At 57.2% G+C, this 18,941-nt stretch carries 18 protein-coding genes; 7 read left to right on the forward strand and 11 right to left on the reverse strand.

Annotation, left to right across the window (positions count from 1 at the left end):
* The first annotated feature begins 324 nt into the window (after positions 1–324).
* Positions 325–1,227: an alpha/beta hydrolase gene (locus CPY64_RS12540; protein ID WP_052362998.1), complete on the forward strand. Its 903-nt coding sequence runs from the start codon at positions 325–327 to the stop codon at positions 1,225–1,227.
* A 51-nt stretch (positions 1,228–1,278) separates the two neighbouring features.
* Here CPY64_RS12540 and CPY64_RS12545 read toward each other — a convergent pair whose 3' ends face one another.
* The 10 genes from CPY64_RS12545 to CPY64_RS12590 all read right to left on the reverse strand — a co-directional run bounded on the left by CPY64_RS12545 (position 1,279) and on the right by CPY64_RS12590 (position 12,404).
* A complete protein-coding gene (locus tag CPY64_RS12545; RefSeq protein ID WP_080723813.1) occupies positions 1,279–3,030 on the reverse strand; it encodes a DUF4153 domain-containing protein in 1,752 nt (583 codons plus the stop codon).
* A gap of 193 nt (positions 3,031–3,223) precedes the next feature.
* Positions 3,224–3,928, reverse strand: coding sequence for an RES family NAD+ phosphorylase (locus CPY64_RS12550; protein WP_042487277.1), 705 nt, complete (start codon positions 3,926–3,928; stop codon positions 3,224–3,226).
* Positions 3,921–4,595: a hypothetical protein gene (locus CPY64_RS12555; protein ID WP_042487274.1), complete on the reverse strand. Its 675-nt coding sequence runs from the start codon at positions 4,593–4,595 to the stop codon at positions 3,921–3,923. Before CPY64_RS12555 ends, CPY64_RS12550 begins: the two co-directional genes overlap by 8 nt.
* A 317-nt stretch (positions 4,596–4,912) precedes the next feature.
* Complete coding sequence (locus CPY64_RS12560) at positions 4,913–6,067, reverse strand: iron-containing alcohol dehydrogenase (RefSeq protein WP_042487271.1); 1,155 nt, start codon at positions 6,065–6,067, stop codon at positions 4,913–4,915.
* Between the two features lie 11 nt (positions 6,068–6,078).
* Positions 6,079–6,741, reverse strand: coding sequence for an ABC transporter ATP-binding protein (locus CPY64_RS12565; RefSeq protein WP_042487268.1), 663 nt, complete (start codon positions 6,739–6,741; stop codon positions 6,079–6,081).
* A complete protein-coding gene (locus tag CPY64_RS12570) occupies positions 6,731–7,480 on the reverse strand; it encodes an ABC transporter ATP-binding protein (protein ID WP_042487266.1) in 750 nt (249 codons plus the stop codon). The genes CPY64_RS12565 and CPY64_RS12570 overlap by 11 nt, the downstream gene beginning before the upstream one ends.
* Complete coding sequence (locus CPY64_RS12575; RefSeq protein ID WP_042487261.1) at positions 7,477–8,463, reverse strand: branched-chain amino acid ABC transporter permease; 987 nt, start codon at positions 8,461–8,463, stop codon at positions 7,477–7,479. Before CPY64_RS12575 ends, CPY64_RS12570 begins: the two co-directional genes overlap by 4 nt.
* On the reverse strand, positions 8,460–9,356 hold the full coding sequence (locus CPY64_RS12580; protein WP_035272061.1) for a branched-chain amino acid ABC transporter permease: 897 nt from the start codon (positions 9,354–9,356) through the stop codon (positions 8,460–8,462). Before CPY64_RS12580 ends, CPY64_RS12575 begins: the two co-directional genes overlap by 4 nt.
* A gap of 173 nt (positions 9,357–9,529) precedes the next feature.
* Positions 9,530–10,828 (reverse strand): ABC transporter substrate-binding protein, encoded by a 1,299-nt coding sequence (locus CPY64_RS12585; RefSeq protein WP_042487257.1) that lies wholly within the window; start codon positions 10,826–10,828, stop codon positions 9,530–9,532.
* A gap of 100 nt (positions 10,829–10,928) precedes the next feature.
* Complete coding sequence (locus tag CPY64_RS12590) at positions 10,929–12,404, reverse strand: NAD-dependent succinate-semialdehyde dehydrogenase (RefSeq protein ID WP_042487254.1); 1,476 nt, start codon at positions 12,402–12,404, stop codon at positions 10,929–10,931.
* 316 nt (positions 12,405–12,720) lie between these two features.
* On the opposite strand from CPY64_RS12590, the gene CPY64_RS12595 reads away from it, so the two are divergent.
* From CPY64_RS12595 to CPY64_RS12610, 4 genes are read left to right on the forward strand one after another with little or no spacing between them, the layout of a single operon-like run.
* Positions 12,721–13,494 carry an IclR family transcriptional regulator gene (locus tag CPY64_RS12595; RefSeq protein WP_042487251.1) on the forward strand — a complete coding sequence of 258 codons (774 nt, stop codon included), beginning with the start codon at positions 12,721–12,723 and terminating at the stop codon, positions 13,492–13,494.
* Positions 13,495–13,539: 45 nt separating this feature from the next.
* Complete coding sequence (gene dbpA / locus CPY64_RS12600; protein ID WP_042487328.1) at positions 13,540–14,940, forward strand: ATP-dependent RNA helicase DbpA; 1,401 nt, start codon at positions 13,540–13,542, stop codon at positions 14,938–14,940.
* Between the two features lie 49 nt (positions 14,941–14,989).
* Positions 14,990–15,280: a type II toxin-antitoxin system RelE/ParE family toxin gene (locus tag CPY64_RS12605; protein WP_042487248.1), complete on the forward strand. Its 291-nt coding sequence runs from the start codon at positions 14,990–14,992 to the stop codon at positions 15,278–15,280.
* A 12-nt stretch (positions 15,281–15,292) separates the two neighbouring features.
* Positions 15,293–15,598: an addiction module antidote protein gene (locus tag CPY64_RS12610; protein ID WP_042487247.1), complete on the forward strand. Its 306-nt coding sequence runs from the start codon at positions 15,293–15,295 to the stop codon at positions 15,596–15,598.
* 91 nt (positions 15,599–15,689) lie between these two features.
* On the opposite strand, the gene CPY64_RS12615 is transcribed toward CPY64_RS12610, so the two are convergent.
* Positions 15,690–16,643: a LysR substrate-binding domain-containing protein gene (locus CPY64_RS12615; protein WP_042487243.1), complete on the reverse strand. Its 954-nt coding sequence runs from the start codon at positions 16,641–16,643 to the stop codon at positions 15,690–15,692.
* A gap of 386 nt (positions 16,644–17,029) precedes the next feature.
* Here CPY64_RS12615 and hcaE point away from each other — a divergent pair, with 386 nt between their 5' ends.
* Both hcaE and hcaF read left to right on the forward strand, forming a co-directional pair.
* On the forward strand, positions 17,030–18,388 hold the full coding sequence (hcaE, locus tag CPY64_RS12620; protein ID WP_042487239.1) for a 3-phenylpropionate/cinnamic acid dioxygenase subunit alpha: 1,359 nt from the start codon (positions 17,030–17,032) through the stop codon (positions 18,386–18,388).
* On the forward strand, positions 18,385–18,933 hold the full coding sequence (gene hcaF / locus CPY64_RS12625; RefSeq protein ID WP_042487236.1) for a 3-phenylpropionate/cinnamic acid dioxygenase subunit beta: 549 nt from the start codon (positions 18,385–18,387) through the stop codon (positions 18,931–18,933). The genes hcaE and hcaF overlap by 4 nt, the downstream gene beginning before the upstream one ends.
* Positions 18,934–18,941: the final 8 nt, after the last annotated feature.

The raw sequence follows: 18,941 nt of genomic DNA on the forward strand, positions 1-18,941 counted from the left end.
AGCAGGATAGACTGGCAGGCAAGCCTGTCTCTGTACGCTGAACCAGCATGAAATTTATGATCCATACCATCGCTGCTCTCTTTTTCTGGTGGCTATTTTACGAACGCTATTACCAGTATCGCGACTGCATTCAAGCCGCTTCTTCAAGCTGCTATGGGCCTGATGGTAGCAACCTGATCAGTGGAGGAGCAGTCTGGTCTGTCCCCGCGTTGCTCTTTAGTAGCATCGCGGCTTACCAGCTGTATAAATTGATTCGTCACTACAGAGGCCGTAGGATGTAATAATAATCATTATCAACTTACCTTATCGCCCTACAATTTGATAATGACCTCCCTGCCCCGCTTTCTGCTCAGTGCCGCCACGCTCTGCCTGGCCTGCACACTTCCCGCCCAAGCCCAACAAACTACCCGCCCCTGGAACGAATCAGTGGGTCCCACCATCGTGGACCAGCAACAAAGCCTGTACCGCTTCGAGACGCTGATCATGTCCTCGGAAGACGGCAAGCGGCACTACAAAATACAGATAGGTACCCCGAACCGCCCCGCCCCCGCACGCGGTCATCCGGTGATTTATATGGTGGATGGCAATGCCGCCATGGCCAGTATTGACGTGGACGACCTGAAAGCCATCAGCGCCCTGTCTGCGCCGGTACTGGTTGCCATTGGCTACGACACCGAAGCGCGTCACGATGTGATTGCCCGCTCCTTCGACTACACGCCTCCGGTCACGGAAAACGGCGTCAGCAAGCCGGTGGAAGTACGGGGTCGTTCAGGGGGCGGTGCGGATATTTTTCTGGACTATATAGAAACGCACATCAAGCCAGCCGTGGAAGAACGCGAGCCTATTGATCGCTCCCGCCAGACCCTGTGGGGCCACTCTTATGGCGGCCTGTTCACCTTGCATACGCTGTTCACCCACCCGGATCTGTACCAGCGTTACGTAGCCGGTGACCCTTCCCTGTGGTGGTACGACGGGATTCTGGTCAAGACGGCTCAGGCGTTTGATACGACGCGGGCCAAGGACAAGCAGATCGCCATCATGGTCGGCGGACAGCGCCGCAGTACATCCATGAGTAATGCCGCGGCACAATGGTCCACACAGGATATGGCCAAGCATTTGCAAGAGGCCGGGCTGAACGTCAGCTACGAGAACTTCAGCGAGCTGAACCACGGGCAGATGCTGGCCGCCTCCTTGAAACCCGCCCTGCGAATTGCGGCCCAGCCGTGATGCCTTCGAACCGAAAGCATCACCTCTGAACACCACCTCAGCGCCCTGCCATCAAGGGCGCTGAGCCGCCCCCACAAAGCCGCCATCGGGCAAGGTCAATACATTGAAAGGAGCGGGTTCAATCACCGCTCCCTTGGCATGAATGCCATCAATAACGTCGCCCATATTGTCCAGAGACAAGCCCGGCGTAAAACCTGTCGCCTTCTCCCAGCCCCCTTCTGCTGTCTGCACAAACACAGCACCCATATTCATGGGATTGTTGACCGACAGAACAATTGCTTCGTCTCCAGTTTCGCCCGGCAACAAATCCACAAATACCAGCAAGCAACCGGCATGGTCACCCGGCGTTCGAGTCTCGCAAGCCTTGGCCAGATAAGCAATATCCCAGCCTGGATAGGTTTCGATAAAAGACTGACGCAAAGGATGATCAGCCGGAGAGCTGGGCAAGGAGCTCAAGAGCATCTGCCGCGCTTTGTCCTCACCTATGTTCCAGACTTCCAGCTCCTGATCCGGCACAGCTTCTTCAGACCCTTCCTCGGACCTGCCAAGCAACAGGTTTTTCTCGACCACATAGTCCATGGCCCTCTGCCCTGGCAGCCCCCAATACATTCTCATTTCCGTATCCGGGAAGTCATCCGCGCTTAAGGTACCGGCCTCCAGCCGAGCCACTTGCGAAGCCGCCGAAATCGCTTCGGGAGAGCCAATGCGCAGCAGCCAGATAATGGCCAGCACAATCAGAACCAACGCCATCCCCACATTGGAGCGACGTACTCGCGCCATCCAGTTTTGAGGGTGGCAGGAAGCCCAGAAGTAGCTCAAACCATAGCCCGCCGCCACCAGCGCTGCCGTCGTTACCAGAACACGAATTGGGGTCCAACCATATTGAGCAACTCGCTCCCCTATCGCCCACAAGGCAACGCCTGCCAGCACGGGCATGACAAAGCCCAGCAAACGGGCCGAAGCGCGCAACAACGGTGTGGCGCTGGCATTCGTGTCCTCGTCCGCAACAACAGAAGACACCAGAGTCGAGGCCCCCAGAACGGCCGCCACACACAAGGCGGCCAGTGGCAGACCTTCACCCGTGCGCCAGGGCAAGGCCACGATGAACACCACCATCACCACCAGCAAAACCGGGGTCAGCAAACGCAGCAGCTTCAGCAAGAGAATCGGAGACAGATAGCCGCCATCCGAGTCCGAAGCAAGCGCCAGACCTGCTCCTACCAAAGCACCTGACACCACAGCCGCAACCGTAGGCTCCAGCAGCACATCCCCCAAAAGGGGAATGCCGACAAAGCTGAGCAGCATATGGCACGCCATCAGCACGCCCCAAGCCAGGCCGCAGAAGAACAAGGCCACCGCCCAGGAACACACCATGGACCAGCTAAGCTCGAACAAGCGACGGTAATCAGCCCAGTCCCGTGGGTGCTCTACCAGAATGGCAAGAAACGGCAGAGTAACGGTCGCCAGCAGCCCCATTGCCACCCACATCTGCGGGGCTCGCCAAAAAAGGGCGACCTCTGCATATCCCCCTTGCGCCTGCAAGATCAGCGCTGCACTAGCCACCCCCAAACCCAGGGACACCAGCAAGGCCTTGCGCACAGAAATGTGCATCAGCAAGGTGAAAGAGGCCACACCAAAGATTCCCACCGCCAACAGCAAAGACACCCAGATATGCTCACGCGGCGCGGGCGCCATCATCAGATTGCTGAAGGCCACCCATTCAAGCAGGCCCAGCACTGCACCGGCCAGACATAAAGTCAGCGTCCGCCGGTTTTGTAAGGAAGAAAGTGAGATCGCGGTCATGGAGAGTAAAAAGCAATCGATTCAACAATGACAGCAGATGGAAGAACACCATTGCTGACGGCGTCAGGACATAGGGTGATAAGCCATGTCATGCCCTGCGAAGCCCGGCTAGTTTAGTACGCTGAAGGGCCCACTCTCTGTCCCGGACAGAACTGCTCTTGTAAGCAGACGTTAGGTCTGAAATATGGGCGGCTTACCCGCGACCTGGAACGATCAGCACCCCGATCCGTTCAGCCAGATCCAGCACGGCATCGTAGCTGGCCGGGTCTTCGCTCAAGCTGTGGGATGGGCCTTGAGGCTTCAAGGCGCTTTTGGCAATGCGGTCCCCAAAGAGCATCACGGCCCGTGCCGAATCATCCTGCCGGGACACCCAGCACAAGCCTTGGGCCTGCGGACATTGCCGATAAATCGCAGCAGCCCACAAACGGGTTGCCGGATACTGATCTTTTTCGGTGTCGATCAGTTGCTTGCGTGTCACACCCAGTTTCCTTAGCGGGACACTGGCCAGATCGACAAGAACCAAAGGCGCATTCAGCAGCACGGTGGAATGCACCTGCCCCAGCAGCTTTTTCTTGTCATAACTTTTAAAGCTAGCGGCGTGCGGAACGTCATGAAAGACGGTTTCCATCATGGCACAATCGCGGCTGGTGCCGCCGTACAAGGTGGGAATGGCCCTGCCCTTCTCATCCTGAATTGGACTGAAACGCGCATTGCCCTGCGTACCTGGGTTGAACTGGGTCGCCAAATATTTATCTTGATGAACGCGATGCAATAACTGCCCTTTGGGCCACTCCATCAAGGTCAAACGCAGCTCACCACCTGGAGCGGAGATTGCCGATCCCCCCTCCTGTGGAATGTGCTTTTTATCAGCGGCCGCGGGCGACGCTGGCTTAGCCATGAACCACGGCTTGTACTTCGTCTTGAGCAGCGGCAATGACCTTTTCCGGTGCAGACATCAACAAGTCCTGCGGCCGCTTACCACCCAAAAAGCTGTTGCTGGACATGAACCAGTAGGCCATGCCCCAGCTATCTTTATGCCCGGCCAGAATCTCCAGAACCTGAGCCAATGGTTTGGCAGGACGGAAGCTGGTAGCCGGGTCCAGGCCATAGCCAGGAAAGTAATCCGCGCCACCATGATTGATGGCAAAAATCTGCCCCTGCTTCTTCCACTTATTAGGCTGGGCGCTAGGGTTACGGGTGCTTAAGCCCGCCAGTTGCGCCACATCAGCAGCACTAAGCCAATCCCCGCTTTCCAGCACCGCAGTGCGGGCCTGAACCAGCATGGCGGCTTCTTTCAGCAGACGGGGCGATGGTGGCGTGCGGGGCACCAGCACTTCAGCCAGACGCTCCAGCGACTCCTTGTCCTGCCGCTCCTGCAAGACCTCGAACATGGACGAGGCCACATTGGTGAAATTCTCGGCCAAAGCCTTGAAAGCGGCAGGCTTGATGTGATCGAAAGCCAGCACCAGCACCTGCTCGGCCTGCGAACGGCCCAAGCGAGCCTTAACCTCTTTGGGCGTACCCACCAAGGTCGAGACACTGGGACTACTTACCAGGACGCTCATGGATATACTCCTTGAAGGTTATTTATGATGATTAATAATACCATAACCCTGATAACCTAAAAAATCACGACTAGTACAATCAGCCCATCCCAAAGTACGACCTGCTCGTTCGTTCTGACACTCATCAAGCAGACACAGCACCGTTATCCTGCCGCCTACCAAAGCGGAAACCGAAGTGTCATAGCTCACAGCTACTCCCCCTAACTTCCACTCCCTCTCTCTATTAACGTCGCTACCACCATTTCGCAGGCAAAAAAAAGGCCTGAGCCGGCACAGCACCAGACTCAGGCAAAAAGGTTTCCGCTGTTAGCGGTCTATCAGAACGCAGCGCTGTAAATAGCGAAGGCGTCGTCTTCGGTCACGTCGCGGGGGTTGTTGCCCAGCAGACGGGTTTGTTTCATGGCTTCCTGGGCCATACGGCGCAGGTCGCTTTCCTTGATGCCGACTTCGCGCAGTTGACGCTCGATGCCGGTATCAATGGCGATCTGTTCCATGAAGTTGATGAAGGCTTCGGTCTTGGAGGTCTCATCACCCTGGATGCCGGGGATCAGCACTTCAGCCAGTTCGGCATACAGCGGAGCGGCGGCCGGAGCGTTGAAGCGCAGAACGTGTGGCAGCACCAGCGAGTTCGACAAGCCATGTGGCACGTGGAAAATACCACCGATCGGGTAAGCCAAGGCGTGTACAGCACCCACGGGGGCGTTCGCAAAGGCCTGGCCAGCCAAGGTCGCACCCAGCAGGATGTCCTGACGTGCGGCGGCATCCTTGCCGTTACGACAAACGTGCACCAGCTTGCCACCAATCAGACGCAAGGCTTGTTTGGCCAGGTTGTCCGAGAGCGGGTTTTTCAGGATGCGGCTGGTGTAGGCTTCGATGGCGTGCACCATGGCATCAATACCGGTCGCCGCCGTAATACGGGGAGGCAGGCCCAATGTCAGTTCCGAGTCCAGAATGGCCAGGTCTGCGTACAGCTCGGGAGCCACCACGCCGGATTTGGTGGTTTCGCCGGTGGTCACGATGGAAATAGGCGTCACTTCCGAGCCTGTTCCCGCCGTGGTCGGGATCTGCACCAAGGGCAGGCGCGAGCCGCGCACATTATCAATGCCGTACATCTCTTGCAGGGGCTGGTCGGATGCCAGCAGGACGGCCAACAATTTGGCCACGTCCATGGACGAACCGCCACCCAGGCCGACGACGATTTCCGTCTTGGCCTGACGAGCGCGCTCAGTTGCCTGCAAAACGATGTGCTCTGGAGGATCGGCAATAACATCGTCAATCACTTGCACGGTCCAGCCGTTGGCTTTCAGATCGGCCAGGGCAGGATCCAGCAAGCCGCTTTCGTGCAGGAATCGGTCGGTCACCAGACAAACGCGCTCTTGCGAGTAACGCTTGCGCAGGATCTGACCGAGCCGGGCAGCGGCTCCGCTTTCAACATAAATAGCGGGGGTGGTTCTGAACTCGAATGCCGACATGGGCTTGCTCCTTATGGTATGGCGGGCTGCGGTACTTCGATACGGCCGCGGTCCATCCGGTAGGTGTAATCAATCACATTGCCCGCGTGCTGCAAGTCAGCACCGGACAACAAGGCACTGAAGCCCTCTTTGCTCAACTCGCCCACCACTTCTGCAATACGCTTGGACAGCGCAGGAGCGACACCTTCAAAAGGCTCGTCCAGCAAAAGCAGCTTGTCGGCAGTCATCAAGGCACGGCCAATCGCGACCAGCTTCTGCTGACCACCCGACAGTTGCAGGGCGCGGCGTGGGCCGAATACTTTCAATTCAGGGATGATGCGCCAGACACGTTCCAGACGCTCTTCAATATCCTGGGATTTCAGGGCCCAGGCGGGTAGGCGGATGTTCTCTTCCACGCTCAGCTCGGGGATCAGTTTGCGATCCTCGGGGGCAAAACCCATACCCAGGCTGGTGCGACGGTACGCAGGCATCTTGGCCAGTTCCTGACCATCAAACATGACCGAGCCATTGTCCACGGCCAGCAAGCCCATCACGGTACGCATCAGCGTGGTTTTACCCGCGCCATTACGACCGGCCAGACCCACGATCTGGCCTTGGCGCACTTGCAGGTTTACCTGGCGCAGGATGCTGGTGGGGCCAATACGTACATCCAGATTTTTGACATCAAGCAGCATTCTCGGCCTCCTGTTTATTGCGTCCCACCGGCTCGCCGATGATGTATTCACGGACCTGCTCATGGGCCAGCACTTCGTCTGGCGTGCCGTTGGCCAAAATGGTGCCGTCGTAGAAAGCCAGCACACGATCGCTGTAGCGACGCACGATTTCCATATCGTGCTCCACAAACAGAACCGTCACGCCCGCATCACGGACCACTTTCATGACACGGTCCATCACTTCAAATTTCTCGTCACTGGCCACGCCACTGGTGGGCTCGTCCAGCAACAGCACTTTAGGCTGGGCCACCATGGCCAGCGCAATGTCCAGCAGCTTGCGAATCCCTTCGGGCAAGGTGCCTGCCTGGGACTGGGCGAAGGCGCTCAGGCCGAAACGCTCCAGAATCGCACTGGCTTCGGACAAGGGCTGCTTGGCCACGCCCAAGGCAATTTCCACGTTTTCCAGGGCGTTCAGCGAGGTAAACAGCTGCGGAATCTGGAAAGAACGGGCGATACCCATACGGGTCACTTCCCGTGGTGGCAAACCCGTGATCTCGCGACCGGCAAAAAAGATATTGCCGGAGTCCGGCTTCATGTAGCCGGTCAACATGTTCACGAAAGTGGTTTTACCTGCGCCATTGGTACCGATCAGGCCCGTAATGGTTTGCGCATGGATATCAACGGTCATATCGCGTGCAGCGTGGACAGCGCCAAACTGCTTGCACAAACCTTTAGCGGAAATCAAGGGAGACTGACTCATGAGCGGGCCCCTGTCGGTGAAGAGGAATCGTTGGAGGTAGCAGCCGCATTGCGACGGTTCAGAATACTGATCAGGCCACCGGGCAAGAACACAATCAGGGCCAACATGCTGACACCCATGACAATCTGCCAGGTGTTAGGGGCATATTGGTAGGCCAGTGTGCGGATCAGTTCCAGGCTCAAGGCACCCAGGAAAGGCGCGTAAGCATTGCGGGTACCGCCCAGCACAGCAATAAAGATGAACTCGCCCGAGGTGGTCCAGAACGCCAGTTCAGGGTCCACGTGACCGATGCTCAGCGAGGACAGGGCACCGCCCAGACCGGCCAGAGCCGCAGCCAGCACGTAGCTCAGATGAATATTGCGATAAGCCGAAGCACCCAGGTATTCAACGCGGATTTCATTGTCCTTGATTGCTGGTCCCAGACGACCAGCACGGCTGCGCAGAAAGCCTTGCATGGCCCACAGCACAAAACCCACCAGCACCACGGTCAGGACAAACACGCCGGGACGCGACAGGGTTTCAGCAAAGGCCCCCCACATGAAGGAAGGCGCGTGCACGTTAAAGCCGTCACTGCCGCCCAGGCTGGGGTTACGCACCAGCAGGCCGTACATGATCATGGACAGAGCCAGGCTGAGCATGGCAAAGAAAATATCGCGGTAGCGAGCCAACAGGAAACCCAGCACCCAGGCCAGCAGCGCCGCGCACGCAGCGGCAAATGGCAGCAGGATGAGGGTTTCACGCCAGTCCAGGTAGTTCATGGCCATACCGACACCATAGGCGCCGATGCAGTAGTACAGACCCTGGCCAAAGGAAGCCAGGCCCGAGCGCAGCAGGAGCACCACGCCCAGGGCAACCAGGCCCTTGGCCAATGCCACCGTGATCAGGAACTGCCAGGATGGCAAGCCAAAGCCCACAATCAGGGCGGCCACCGTAATGACCAGGGCAATCATGCCCTGCTTAAGCGTAATGTTGGTCTTGTTCATATCTTTCGGGCCTCGGCAGCAGCAAACAATCCTTTAGGACGGACGGCCAACACCAGTGCCATTACCGCGTAGATGGAGAAAAGTTCGATTTCGGGCCAGTAATGCACGGCAAAGGAGCGCACCAGGCCAACGATCACGGCACCGAGAGCGGCACCGGGCAAGGAACCCAGACCACCGATCACGACCACGGCGAAGGCCATCACAATGACCTCGACACCCATGCCGGGAGCAACAGAAATCGTAGGAGCGGTCAGCGCACCACCCAGGGCGGCCAGCGTGGCGCCTGCAATAAAGGTCAGCAGGAAGTAGCGTTGCACGTTAATGCCCATGGCCTGGCTGACTTCGCGGTCATGAATCACGGCCAGCAGGATGCGGCCCTGACGCGAATACTTCAGGAACAAGGTCAGGAACAGGCCAGCCAGAATGGCAGCAACAACAATCACAAAGCTGTAGGTGGGGTAGAACAGGTCGCCGAATTCGACGTTACCCAACAGACCGTAAGGTTCGGCGATCACATAAGGATCCACGCCCCAGACCAGCTTGACGGTATCTTCCAGAATCAGGAAGACCGCATAGGTAATCAGCAAAGAGACAACAGGTTCTTCCTGGTAGAAGAAGCGCAGCAAGCCATATTCAATGACAAGCCCCAGGACCAGACCGGCAATAACCGCGGCCAGGATCAGCATCAGATAGCTGCCATAAGGGCTTTGATCGGTAGAGAGCCACTGCGTCACCATGGTGACGGCGGTATAGGCGCCAATGGTATAGAGGCTGCCGTGGGCCATGTTCAGGATCTTCATCACACCATAGATCAGCGTGAGTCCGACCGCGACCAGAAACAGCCAGGCGGCGTACATGATGCCATCTATTAGGGCAGCAGAAAGAAGAGACATAGTCGGTTTCTGTGGAAATGGAATAAAAAATGCCACCACGCCTTCGGCGCGCTTCCCCTTATGGGAGAAGCTTTTACCTGGGAGTGGCCTAGCGGTAAAAACCGGACATGCAAAACAAGATCTTGCATGCCCGGATTTTCAGGGCAGCGTCCCTTGCGGGACGCTTGCTCAACTTAGTGCTTCAAACCGCCCTTGATCCAGTCGATGGACTTCACGCCTTCGGGAGGAGTGACTTCTTCGGGTTTGAAGTGACGCAAGTCGGTGTAGCTGATCACGCCTTTATCGTTTTTCACCACGCCCAAGGTCGTACCTTGAACAGCCTGGTGACCTTTACCCAGGGACATGGTCACGTCACCCGATGGGCTCTCGAAAGTCAGGTGCTCAAAGGCGCTGATCACTTGTTCGGTGGAAGGCGCTTTGCCTTCGTTGGCAGCCTGGGCTTTTTCGTAAGCGGCTTTCAGACCCAGCAGGGTTTGCGTCATCTTGTAGGATGGGTAGCTAGGATCGGCATTGAATTGCTCGCGGTAGCTGGCACGCAACCAACGGTTCAATTCATTGTCAGGAGCGAAAGCAGCGTGTGGGCCGCGAGCACCGATGATGGTGCCGGTAGGAATCTGGTTGTTGGCACGGTGTGTCGCGGTTTCACCAGCGGTCAGCACGGTCAGGGTGTTGCGGAACAGACCACGTGGCAGAGCCTGCACCACGAAGCCTTCCAGATCGCCACCCCAGAAGCTGGAGTGAATCACTTCAGGACGGGCGGCCATCAAGGACGAGATTTCAGCGTTGTACTGACCGGCGCCCAGTTTAGGCATTTGCGAAGTCTTGGCTTCTACACCGGGTTTGAGGGCTTGCAGCGTGCCTTCAAAGTCGTGCCAGGCGTCCTGGCCCCAGGCGTAGTTCTGGTTGATACCAGCGTAGCTTTTCAGCTCGGGGTTGCGCTCCAGCACAAAGCGGGCAGCCGCCACGTTGTCCATGGTGGCGTGGGCCACAGGACGGAACACGTATTTGTAGCTGGCATCTTCAAACAGGCGCGGTGTGCCGCAGTCGAAAATCAGCGTCAGTTTTTTCAGCTCTTCAGCAACGGGGGCGACGGCCAGGCAATCGCCCGAGGAGATGTAGCCAACCACGATGTCCACGTTCTGTTGCTGAACCAGGTTGCGGTATTCGCTAACCTGTTTGGCCGTGCCGCCGTTCTCGTCGATAAAGACCAGTTCAATCGGTGCGCCACCCAGACCCTTGGTGTTGTAAGGGGCAGGTACTTTACCTTCATTCAATTGGGCAGCCGTCAGTTCAGCGGCGTTCTTGGCAGGCACGCCAAACGGACCGGAAGCAGCGCCGGACAAGAAAGTCACCACACCAATCTTGATGGGTTTGACATCATCAGCGGTGGCAGTCGTGCTAGCCATGATGCCAGCGGTGGCCAGTGTCAGGGCCAAAGTCAATTTTCGTGGGGTTGCAGACAGGATAGACATAGCGTCTCCTTTATTTAGCTTATTGTGGGGTTCTGCTGATGGGGCGCTCTCTCTATAAGAGCGGCCCCCTTCGCTGCGCTGGGCGCGGGCATGTATCAACTTACAGCTGCTGGCACATGTATTTGATTTCCAGGTATTCATCGATTCCGTAACGGGAGCCTTCGCGACCCAGACCGGATTGCTTGACGCCACCAAACGGAGCCACTTCGTTGGAAATCAAACCGGTATTGACGCCGACCATGCCGTATTCCAGCGCTTCGCCCATGCGCCAGGCACGTGCGTTGTCGCGGGTGAACAGGTAGGCAGCAAGACCATATTCGGTGTCATTGGCCATCGCGATCGCTTCGGCTTCATCCTTGAAGCGGAACAAAGGCGCCACAGGGCCAAACAATTCTTCACGAGCCACGCGCATGGCCGGTGTTGCATCACCCAACACGGTGGGTGAGAAGTACGTACCGCCCAGAGGATGAGGCTGGCCACCTTGCAGAACGCTGGCACCGTGCTCGACGGCATCATCAATCAATTCGCGTAGACGGTTGACGGCTTTTTGTTCGATCAGCGGACCTTGTTCCACGCCCTCTTCCATGCCGTTGCCCACTTTCAGGGCCGCAACACGTTCGCTTAATGCCTTGGCAAAGCGATCGTAAATACCGTCTTGCACCAGGAAGCGGTTGGCACACACGCAAGTCTGGCCGCTGTTGCGGTACTTGGAGGCCATGGCGCCTTCAATGGCGGCATCCAGGTCAGCATCGTCAAACACGATGAACGGTGCGTTGCCACCCAGTTCCAGGGACAGGCGCTTGATGGTGGGAGCACATTGCGCCATCAGCAAACGACCCACTTCGGTCGAGCCGGTAAAGGACAGCTTGCGCACAATGGGGCTTTCCGTCAGGGCAGCACCCACCACACGAGATTGACCGGTCACCAGCTGGAACACGCCAGCGGGGATACCGACGCGCTCGGCCAGTACGGCCAGCGCGACAGCGGTCAGGGGAGTCAGGTCGGCAGGACGAACAATAATGCTGCAACCGGCGGCCAGAGCAGGAGCCACCTTGCGGGTAATCATGGCCGCAGGGAAGTTCCAGGGAGTGATGGCCGCACACACACCAACGGGCTGCTTGACCACCACAATGCGTTTATCCGCCTGGGGGTGTCCGACCACGTCGCCATATACGCGCTTGGCTTCTTCGCTGAACCATTCCACAAAGGAAGCGGCGTACAGCACTTCACCACGCGCCTCGGCCCAGGGCTTGCCCTGCTCCATGGTCATGATGGTGGCCAGATCGTCTGCGTTGGCAACCAAGGCATCGAACCAGGCGCGCAACAACTTGGCACGCTCGTGCCCACTGCGAGCCTTCCATTCGCGCTGAGCCACTTCAGCATCGCTGATGACCGCTTCAATTTCTTTCGTGGCCAGGCTGGCGACATTGGCCAGGCACTCGCCCGTAGCAGGATTAAGAACGGCAAATGTATTGCCATCACCTGCGCTGACCCAACCCTGAGCGGTCCAGGACTGATCTTTTGCCAGGCTGGGATCCTTCAGTTTGCTAATCAATGATGCCGCGATATTGTTCATTATGCTGAACCTGTTTCTCTTATAGTGAACTTGATAGAATTATAGGAGCCGAAAAAACGCGACGTCAACGAATCGGCTTACGGGTTTACCCGTAGAAGATCAGTCGCCGTATTTTTTGTTTTGGGGTGTTTGAGGGCACAATGGAACGCTGGCATCAAAGCGGCAAATCTGGCCTAATTCAGGACCTGTGCGTCTGGTCCGGTCGGCTCGCCCGAGTGATGCGTCAAGCGGTACTGACGGACCCTTACCCCTGTTTCCAGAGTTCAGCCCCCCGGGGCTTATGGACTTCCTGTGTGTTGTTATGGAGTTAGTCGTAGTGGAAGAGAAGAAACTGGTTCCGGCTGTAGTACGTGCAGTCACCGTACTGGACGAATTGGCGGCCTCACCGGAGCCCCTGTCATTTACGGACCTGGTCAAACGCCTGGGCATGCCCAAAAGCTCCCTCTATGGTCTGTGCACCACCTTGCTGGATCTGCACCTGATTCGTAAGCTGGAAAATGGCAGTTTCACCCTGGGCACACACGTGATGGGTTGGGCCAATGCCTTCCTGTCCCAACTGGACCTGACACAAGAGTTCTTTGCGGCCTGGGACGATATGCGCGTCCTGCCTGAAGAGACCATTACCCTGTCCATTCTGGATGGTGAGGATGTGGTCTACATAGCCTGCCGCAACGGAACGCGCCCACTGGGTTTCACGTTTCGCGCCGGGATGCGTTTGCCAGCGGTCTATACGGCAACGGGCAAGGCCATGCTCAGCACCTTGCCGGGATCGGAGCTGGAGCAGGCCTTGAACCATCCCTGGCCCGAGCCGCTCACCGTGCATGGTCCACGCAACAAGGATGAGTTGATGATGGAGCTGAACGATGTGCAGCGCCTGGGGTACTCCGTGGATGCCTGTGGCGTGCGCGACGGCATGCACTGCTTTGGAGCCGCCGTGTTTGATTCCAATAACCGCGCCGCCGTGGCCGGGGTGGCCGTCAGTTTGCTGACCCAGGAAGCGGATGAAGCAGCTCAGCGCCGTGCCGGTGAGGCCATGCGCAAGCTGGCTAATCGCCTCTCGGAGCGTTTGGGTGCATCACGTAAGGCCTGATACCGGTAAACTGTCGCTAAATCCTTTATTTTGCAGTCCTTTTTGATGTCACCCATCGTGCCCCATACCTCTTTCAGTACCCTTCCCCTTCTGCCCGCCTTGCTTGAAACCCTGGATAGCCTGGGTTTTGAAAAAATGACGGCCATTCAGGAACAGAGCCTGCCCTTGATTCTGCAAGGCCGCGACCTGATTGCCCAAGCCAAGACTGGCAGCGGCAAAACTGCCGCGTTTGGCCTGGGTCTGTTGCAAACCCTCAACCCCAGCAAACTGACACCGCAAGCCCTGGTGATCTGTCCCACGCGCGAGCTGGCTGACCAGGTCACCACCGAGCTGCGTCGTCTGGCCCGCCAGATTCCTAACGTGCGCATGCTGACGCTGTGTGGTGGCGTGCCCTCGCGCCCACAAACAGAAGCCTTGCGCAATGGCGCTCACGTGGTGGTGGGAACTCCGGGCCGAATTCAGGATCATCTGGAGCGCGGTAATCTGGACTTGTCCGCCCTGAAAACCCTGGTGCTGGACGAGGCCGACCGCATGGTGGATATGGGCTTTCACGACGACATCGTGGCCATTGCCTCGCACTGCCCACCCCGTCGTCAAACTCTGCTGTTTTCGGCCACCTACCCGGAAAACATCCGCAAGCTCAGCGCCCGCTTTCTGAAAAACCCCGCAGAAGTCAAAGTGGAAGCGCTGCACGATGCCAGCCAGATCGAACAGATTTTTTACGAAGTTCACCCCGAGCAGCGCTTGTCTGCCGTGGTAACACTGCTGGAGCACTTCCGCCCCACCTCTACCCTGATTTTCTGCAACACCAAAATGCGTTGTCAGGAAGTAGTGGAAGAACTGCAATCCGAAGGCATCCAGGCTCTGGCATTGACCGGCGATCTGGAGCAGCGGGATCGCGACGAAATTCTGGTGCAGTTTTCCAATCAAAGCTGCGCCGTACTGGTGGCGACTGATGTGGCCTCTCGTGGTCTGGATATCCAGAACCTGGGTGCGGTCATCAACGTGGACGTCACCAAGGACAGCGAAGTGCATATCCACCGCGTAGGCCGTGTTGGCCGTGGTGATCAGAAAGGCCTGGCCTTGAATCTGGTCTCGCGCAACGAGCTGCGCTGGGTCAAGCTAATTGAAGACTTTCAGGGCCGTGAAGTGAAATGGGGCAACTTGAAAGGCTTGCGCTCTCAATCCAAAGAGCCGCTGCGCGCCCCCATGATGACGCTGGAAATTCAGGGCGGCAAAAAAGACAAGCTGCGCCCCGGCGACCTGCTCGGTGCCCTGACCCGCGATGTAGGCCTGAAAGGCGACCAGGTAGGCAAGATTGCGATTACCGACGCCCGTTCCTACGTAGCCCTGGACCGCCGGATTGCGCGTCAATACTTTGACCGCATCGCCAACGCCAATATCAAGGGCCGTCGCTTCCGTATGCGTTTTGTGGAAGATAAGTAAATACCAAGCAGTATTTGACTGACTGTATCCTGTTTTATACGATCAGTCCATGAAGACTATCCACACCATCGATACCTTCGATCACTGGTTTGGCGGTCTGCGCGACAAGCAGGCCGCTAGACGGATTCAGGTTCGTATTGACCGAGCTGAAGATGGCAACTTTGGAGACTGCGAGCCTGTCGGCGAAGGAGTCCCCGAAATGCGTATTCACTACGGACCTGGCTACCGTGTGTACTTTGTACAACGTGAACTGGAGATCGTGATCTTATTGGCGGATGGCAATAAATCTACCCAGAATAAAGATATTAAAACTGCGCTGGAAATCGCGCGGCAACTATAAGGGGCGATCATCATGGGAACCATCAAATTACGCAAATGGGATAGTGCCGAATACCTCCAAACAGAGGAAGACATGGTGCTCTACCTGGAAGCCTGCATGGAAGAAGCGGGCGACGATGCCGCTTTCATTGCAAAAGCATTAGGAAATATTGCTCGCGCTAAAGGCATGAGCCAACTGGCCAAAGAAACAGGCTTGGGACGTGAAAGCCTGTACAAAGCCCTGTCTGGCGAAGGCAATCCAAGCTTTGGCACCATTCTGAAAGTCATGCACGCTTTGGGAATCAAACTGCAACCGCAGCTTGCTCCCCACAACTCCTAACCCCACACGCCTGTACCAGCCCAAACATAGCTGGTACAAGCGTCATTTCTCCGTCCGCCCTTCAGGTTCAAACAAGAAACTCTTGTTCTTCCTACATACAGGCTATTTTGCTGGGCGCCTGTTTCAAATGACTGGCCGCTGAAGGTCCCGAACCATGCCAGCGTGCCAGCTCACGTATGCGTTCTATCAGGCTGGCAGCGGCTTCACTCATGCTGCCGGTCTCTCTTGGGTAGGCCATCAACAATTCGCAGCGCGGGCCACCGCCGATCAAGGGCCGCGACACCACATTCTTGGGCATGAAGTATTCCGCATAAGTCGGCAGCAAGGTGTAGCCCAAACCGGCCGCCACCAGATTAATGCTCATCAAGGGGTTGGCCGAGTTATAGGTGTGCTCGGGCACTACCTTGTGGTGGGCCAGATAGCGAGCCAGCACATCGTGCATGGAACGGCCGTACGAGCGGTCCACTGCAATCATGGGCAGGCGGTTCAAGCGCGCGGGCGGGATCAGGCTATACGCTTCCAGGCGATGGCCTTTAGGCAGATAAACCCGCAAGGGCTCATCCAGCACCACCTCGCTACAAACATTGGTCGCCCGCACCGGACCGCGCATAAAACCCAGATCCAGTTCCCCTCGAGCCATGGCCCCTTCCTGCTCGTTGGACGTCAGACTGCGCAGCACCACATCCACCTGCGGAAAAGCAGCACGGAAAGCAGGCAAGACTGCCGGAAAAATACGGACTTCTGCCGCTGGCACAAAACCTATTGTCAGCACTTCCCTGGCTTGCGACGCCGCCTTGCCGGCACGTATCACCGCCTCGTCCACTTTTTGCAGAATCTCGCGGGCATCATCCAGGAAAACAGCCCCGGCTTCCGTCAGCTCGACTTTGCGACGAGTTCGGTTCAGCAAGGGATAGCCAATCTCTTCCTCCAGATTACGGATCTGCTCGCTCAGGGAGGGTTGAGAGGTGTAAAGCCGCTCGGCAGCACGGGTGAAATTCAACTCTTCCGCGACTGCAACGAAGTAACGCAAGTGTCGCAATTCCAAGTTTGTCTCCTGTCAAATTAGTCGCCCTCTGTCCGGCTCGGACCCGAACAGCATCTGGCTGGGCCTGCGGTATCTCACCTGAAAAGGCCGTTCTTGTAAGCACTATTGTCGCTGCTACCAAGACTTCAAAAGCAGCTGCGATTCTCATTGCTGCAGCGCAGCAATTGAAGCTCTCGTAAACCCTAGGTCTCTGTAAAGCCGCATCAATCCTTGGCTTCAGACTTAAGCCCTATCCATACCAGGGTTTTAAAGCGGACTTATCGGGTTTGCCGATCACCCGATCTAAAGCAAGTATTGGTCGGATTCATTTCAAGCTTCTACATTTTGCCGTTGGCGACAAAAACCTGTTTTGCAAAAGCACGCATTGCAATAGCGAGGAGCAAGCGATGGGAATCAACCCTGAAAAAATCGAAGCCTTGGTCGATGCACGTAATGGACGCGTTACCCCTTCCATTTACACCGACCCGGATATTTATGAGCTGGAGCTGGAACGCATCTTTGGCCGCACCTGGCTGTTTTTGTGTCACACCAGCCAGATTCCCAAAGCGGGAGACTTCTTCAATACCTATATGGGCGAAGACCCGATTATCGTGGTCCGTCAAAAAGACGGCTCGATCAAGGCCTTCCTGAACCAATGCCGACACCGTTCAATGCGCGTGTCCTACGCCGACTCGGGCAATACCAAAGCCTTTACCTGTCCCTACCACGGCTGGAGTTATGGCACCAACGGCGATCTGGTGGATGTACCGCTGGAACCGCGCGCCTATCCGCAAGGCTTGTGCAAGGAAAAGTGGGGTCTGCAGGAAGTGACCCGCGTCAAAGTATACAAAGGCCTGGTCTTTGGCAATTGGGACGCCACCGCTCCTGATCTGGAAGAGTACATGGGCGACATTGCCTGGTACCTGGACGGTGTGCTGGACCGGCGCGAAGGCGGCACCGAAATCATCGGTGGTGTTCAGAAATGGACCATTGAATGCAACTGGAAATTCCCCGCCGAGCAGTTCGCGTCTGACCAATACCACGCCCTGTTCTCGCACGCGTCTGCCGTGCAAGTGCTGGGCCAGAAGCCCGGTGACGAGGACAAGGCACTGGGCGCCGGTCAAACCGCACGCCCGGTCTGGGAAACCGCCAAGGACGCTGTTCAATATGGCCAACGCGGCCATGGCAGTGGCTTCTTCTTTACCGAGCAGCCCGATGCCAACGTGTGGGTAGATGGCGAAGTTTCGCAGTACTTTCGCGACACCTATGCCGAAGCCCACGAGCGCCTGGGCGAAGTGCGTGCCCTGCGTCTGGCCGGCCACAACAATATGTTCCCCACACTGAGCTGGCTGAACGGCACGGCGACGCTGCGCGTCTGGCATCCACGTGGCCCGAACCAGGTGGAAGTCTGGGCATTTTGTATTGCCGATGCCGCCGCTCCCGACGATGTGAAGGCCGCCTTTGAACGCAGCGCCACCCGCGCCTTCGGCCCCGCCGGTTTCCTGGAGCAGGACGACTCCGAGAACTGGGCTGAAATTCAGAAAATCCTGCGTGGCAAACGCGCCCGTGGCACTCAGTTGTGCATGGAAATGGGCTTGGGTAATGAAGGTCTGCGCAGCGACGGCGTACCGGGCGTGACCAACTACATTTTCTCCGAAACAGCCGCTCGCGGTCTGTACAAGTACTGGGCCGACCTGATGGTTTCCGAGACCTGGGATGAAGTGTTGGAGCGCAGCCGCGTCTACGAAGAGGAGCTGGTGAAATGAGCGCCGTCATTGAAGAACCAACCCAAACAGCCATCGTCGATATGCAGCTGCATCATGAAATTGCCGACTTCCTGTACATGGAAGCCGAACTGCTGGACGACTGGCAATTTCGCGATTGGCTGGATCTGCTGTCCGAGGACATCCACTACCACATGCGCAGCACCAGCAATGCGCAAACTCGTGATCGCCGCCGCAGCGTACAACCGCCGACCACCTGGATTTTCAACGACAACAAGTTCCAGCTGGAACGCCGCGTTGCTCGTCTGGAAACCGGCATGGCCTGGGCGGAGGAACCACCTTCGCGCACCCGCCACTTTGTCAGCAACCTGCGTATCCGCCCCTCCGCCGACGGCCAGGGTTACGAGATACGCAGCAACTACATCCTGTACCGCGCCCAGAAAGAAAAGGACGAGACCTGGTACGCCGGCAAGCGCCTGGATTATGTACGCCGCGCAGACAACCGCTTTGGTTGGGAACTGTATGAACGCGAGATCGTTCTGGATCAAGTCGTCATTACATCCCACAACCTGAGCGTTCTGTTCTGACCCTGCTC

The sequence above is a fragment of the Alcaligenes faecalis genome (assembly GCF_002443155.1).
In the GTDB taxonomy this organism is placed as follows: domain Bacteria; phylum Pseudomonadota; class Gammaproteobacteria; order Burkholderiales; family Burkholderiaceae_B; genus Alcaligenes; species Alcaligenes faecalis.

Bases quoted from the DNA above. Each gene is read 5' to 3' on its own strand.
- CPY64_RS12540 (WP_052362998.1), top strand. From the start codon at position 325: ATGACCTCCCTGCCCCGCTTTCTGCTCAGTGCCGCCACGCTCTGCCTG.
- CPY64_RS12545 (WP_080723813.1), bottom strand. From the start codon at position 3,030: ATGACCGCGATCTCACTTTCTTCCTTACAAAACCGGCGGACGCTGACT.
- CPY64_RS12550 (WP_042487277.1), bottom strand. From the start codon at position 3,928: ATGGCTAAGCCAGCGTCGCCCGCGGCCGCTGATAAAAAGCACATTCCA.
- CPY64_RS12555 (WP_042487274.1), bottom strand. From the start codon at position 4,595: ATGAGCGTCCTGGTAAGTAGTCCCAGTGTCTCGACCTTGGTGGGTACG.
- CPY64_RS12560 (WP_042487271.1), bottom strand. From the start codon at position 6,067: ATGTCGGCATTCGAGTTCAGAACCACCCCCGCTATTTATGTTGAAAGC.
- CPY64_RS12565 (WP_042487268.1), bottom strand. From the start codon at position 6,741: ATGCTGCTTGATGTCAAAAATCTGGATGTACGTATTGGCCCCACCAGC.
- CPY64_RS12570 (WP_042487266.1), bottom strand. From the start codon at position 7,480: ATGAGTCAGTCTCCCTTGATTTCCGCTAAAGGTTTGTGCAAGCAGTTT.
- CPY64_RS12575 (WP_042487261.1), bottom strand. From the start codon at position 8,463: ATGAACAAGACCAACATTACGCTTAAGCAGGGCATGATTGCCCTGGTC.
- CPY64_RS12580 (WP_035272061.1), bottom strand. From the start codon at position 9,356: ATGTCTCTTCTTTCTGCTGCCCTAATAGATGGCATCATGTACGCCGCC.
- CPY64_RS12585 (WP_042487257.1), bottom strand. From the start codon at position 10,828: ATGTCTATCCTGTCTGCAACCCCACGAAAATTGACTTTGGCCCTGACA.
- CPY64_RS12590 (WP_042487254.1), bottom strand. From the start codon at position 12,404: ATGAACAATATCGCGGCATCATTGATTAGCAAACTGAAGGATCCCAGC.
- dbpA (WP_042487328.1), top strand. From the start codon at position 13,540: ATGTCACCCATCGTGCCCCATACCTCTTTCAGTACCCTTCCCCTTCTG.
- CPY64_RS12605 (WP_042487248.1), top strand. From the start codon at position 14,990: ATGAAGACTATCCACACCATCGATACCTTCGATCACTGGTTTGGCGGT.
- CPY64_RS12610 (WP_042487247.1), top strand. From the start codon at position 15,293: ATGGGAACCATCAAATTACGCAAATGGGATAGTGCCGAATACCTCCAA.
- hcaE (WP_042487239.1), top strand. From the start codon at position 17,030: ATGGGAATCAACCCTGAAAAAATCGAAGCCTTGGTCGATGCACGTAAT.
- hcaF (WP_042487236.1), top strand. From the start codon at position 18,385: ATGAGCGCCGTCATTGAAGAACCAACCCAAACAGCCATCGTCGATATG.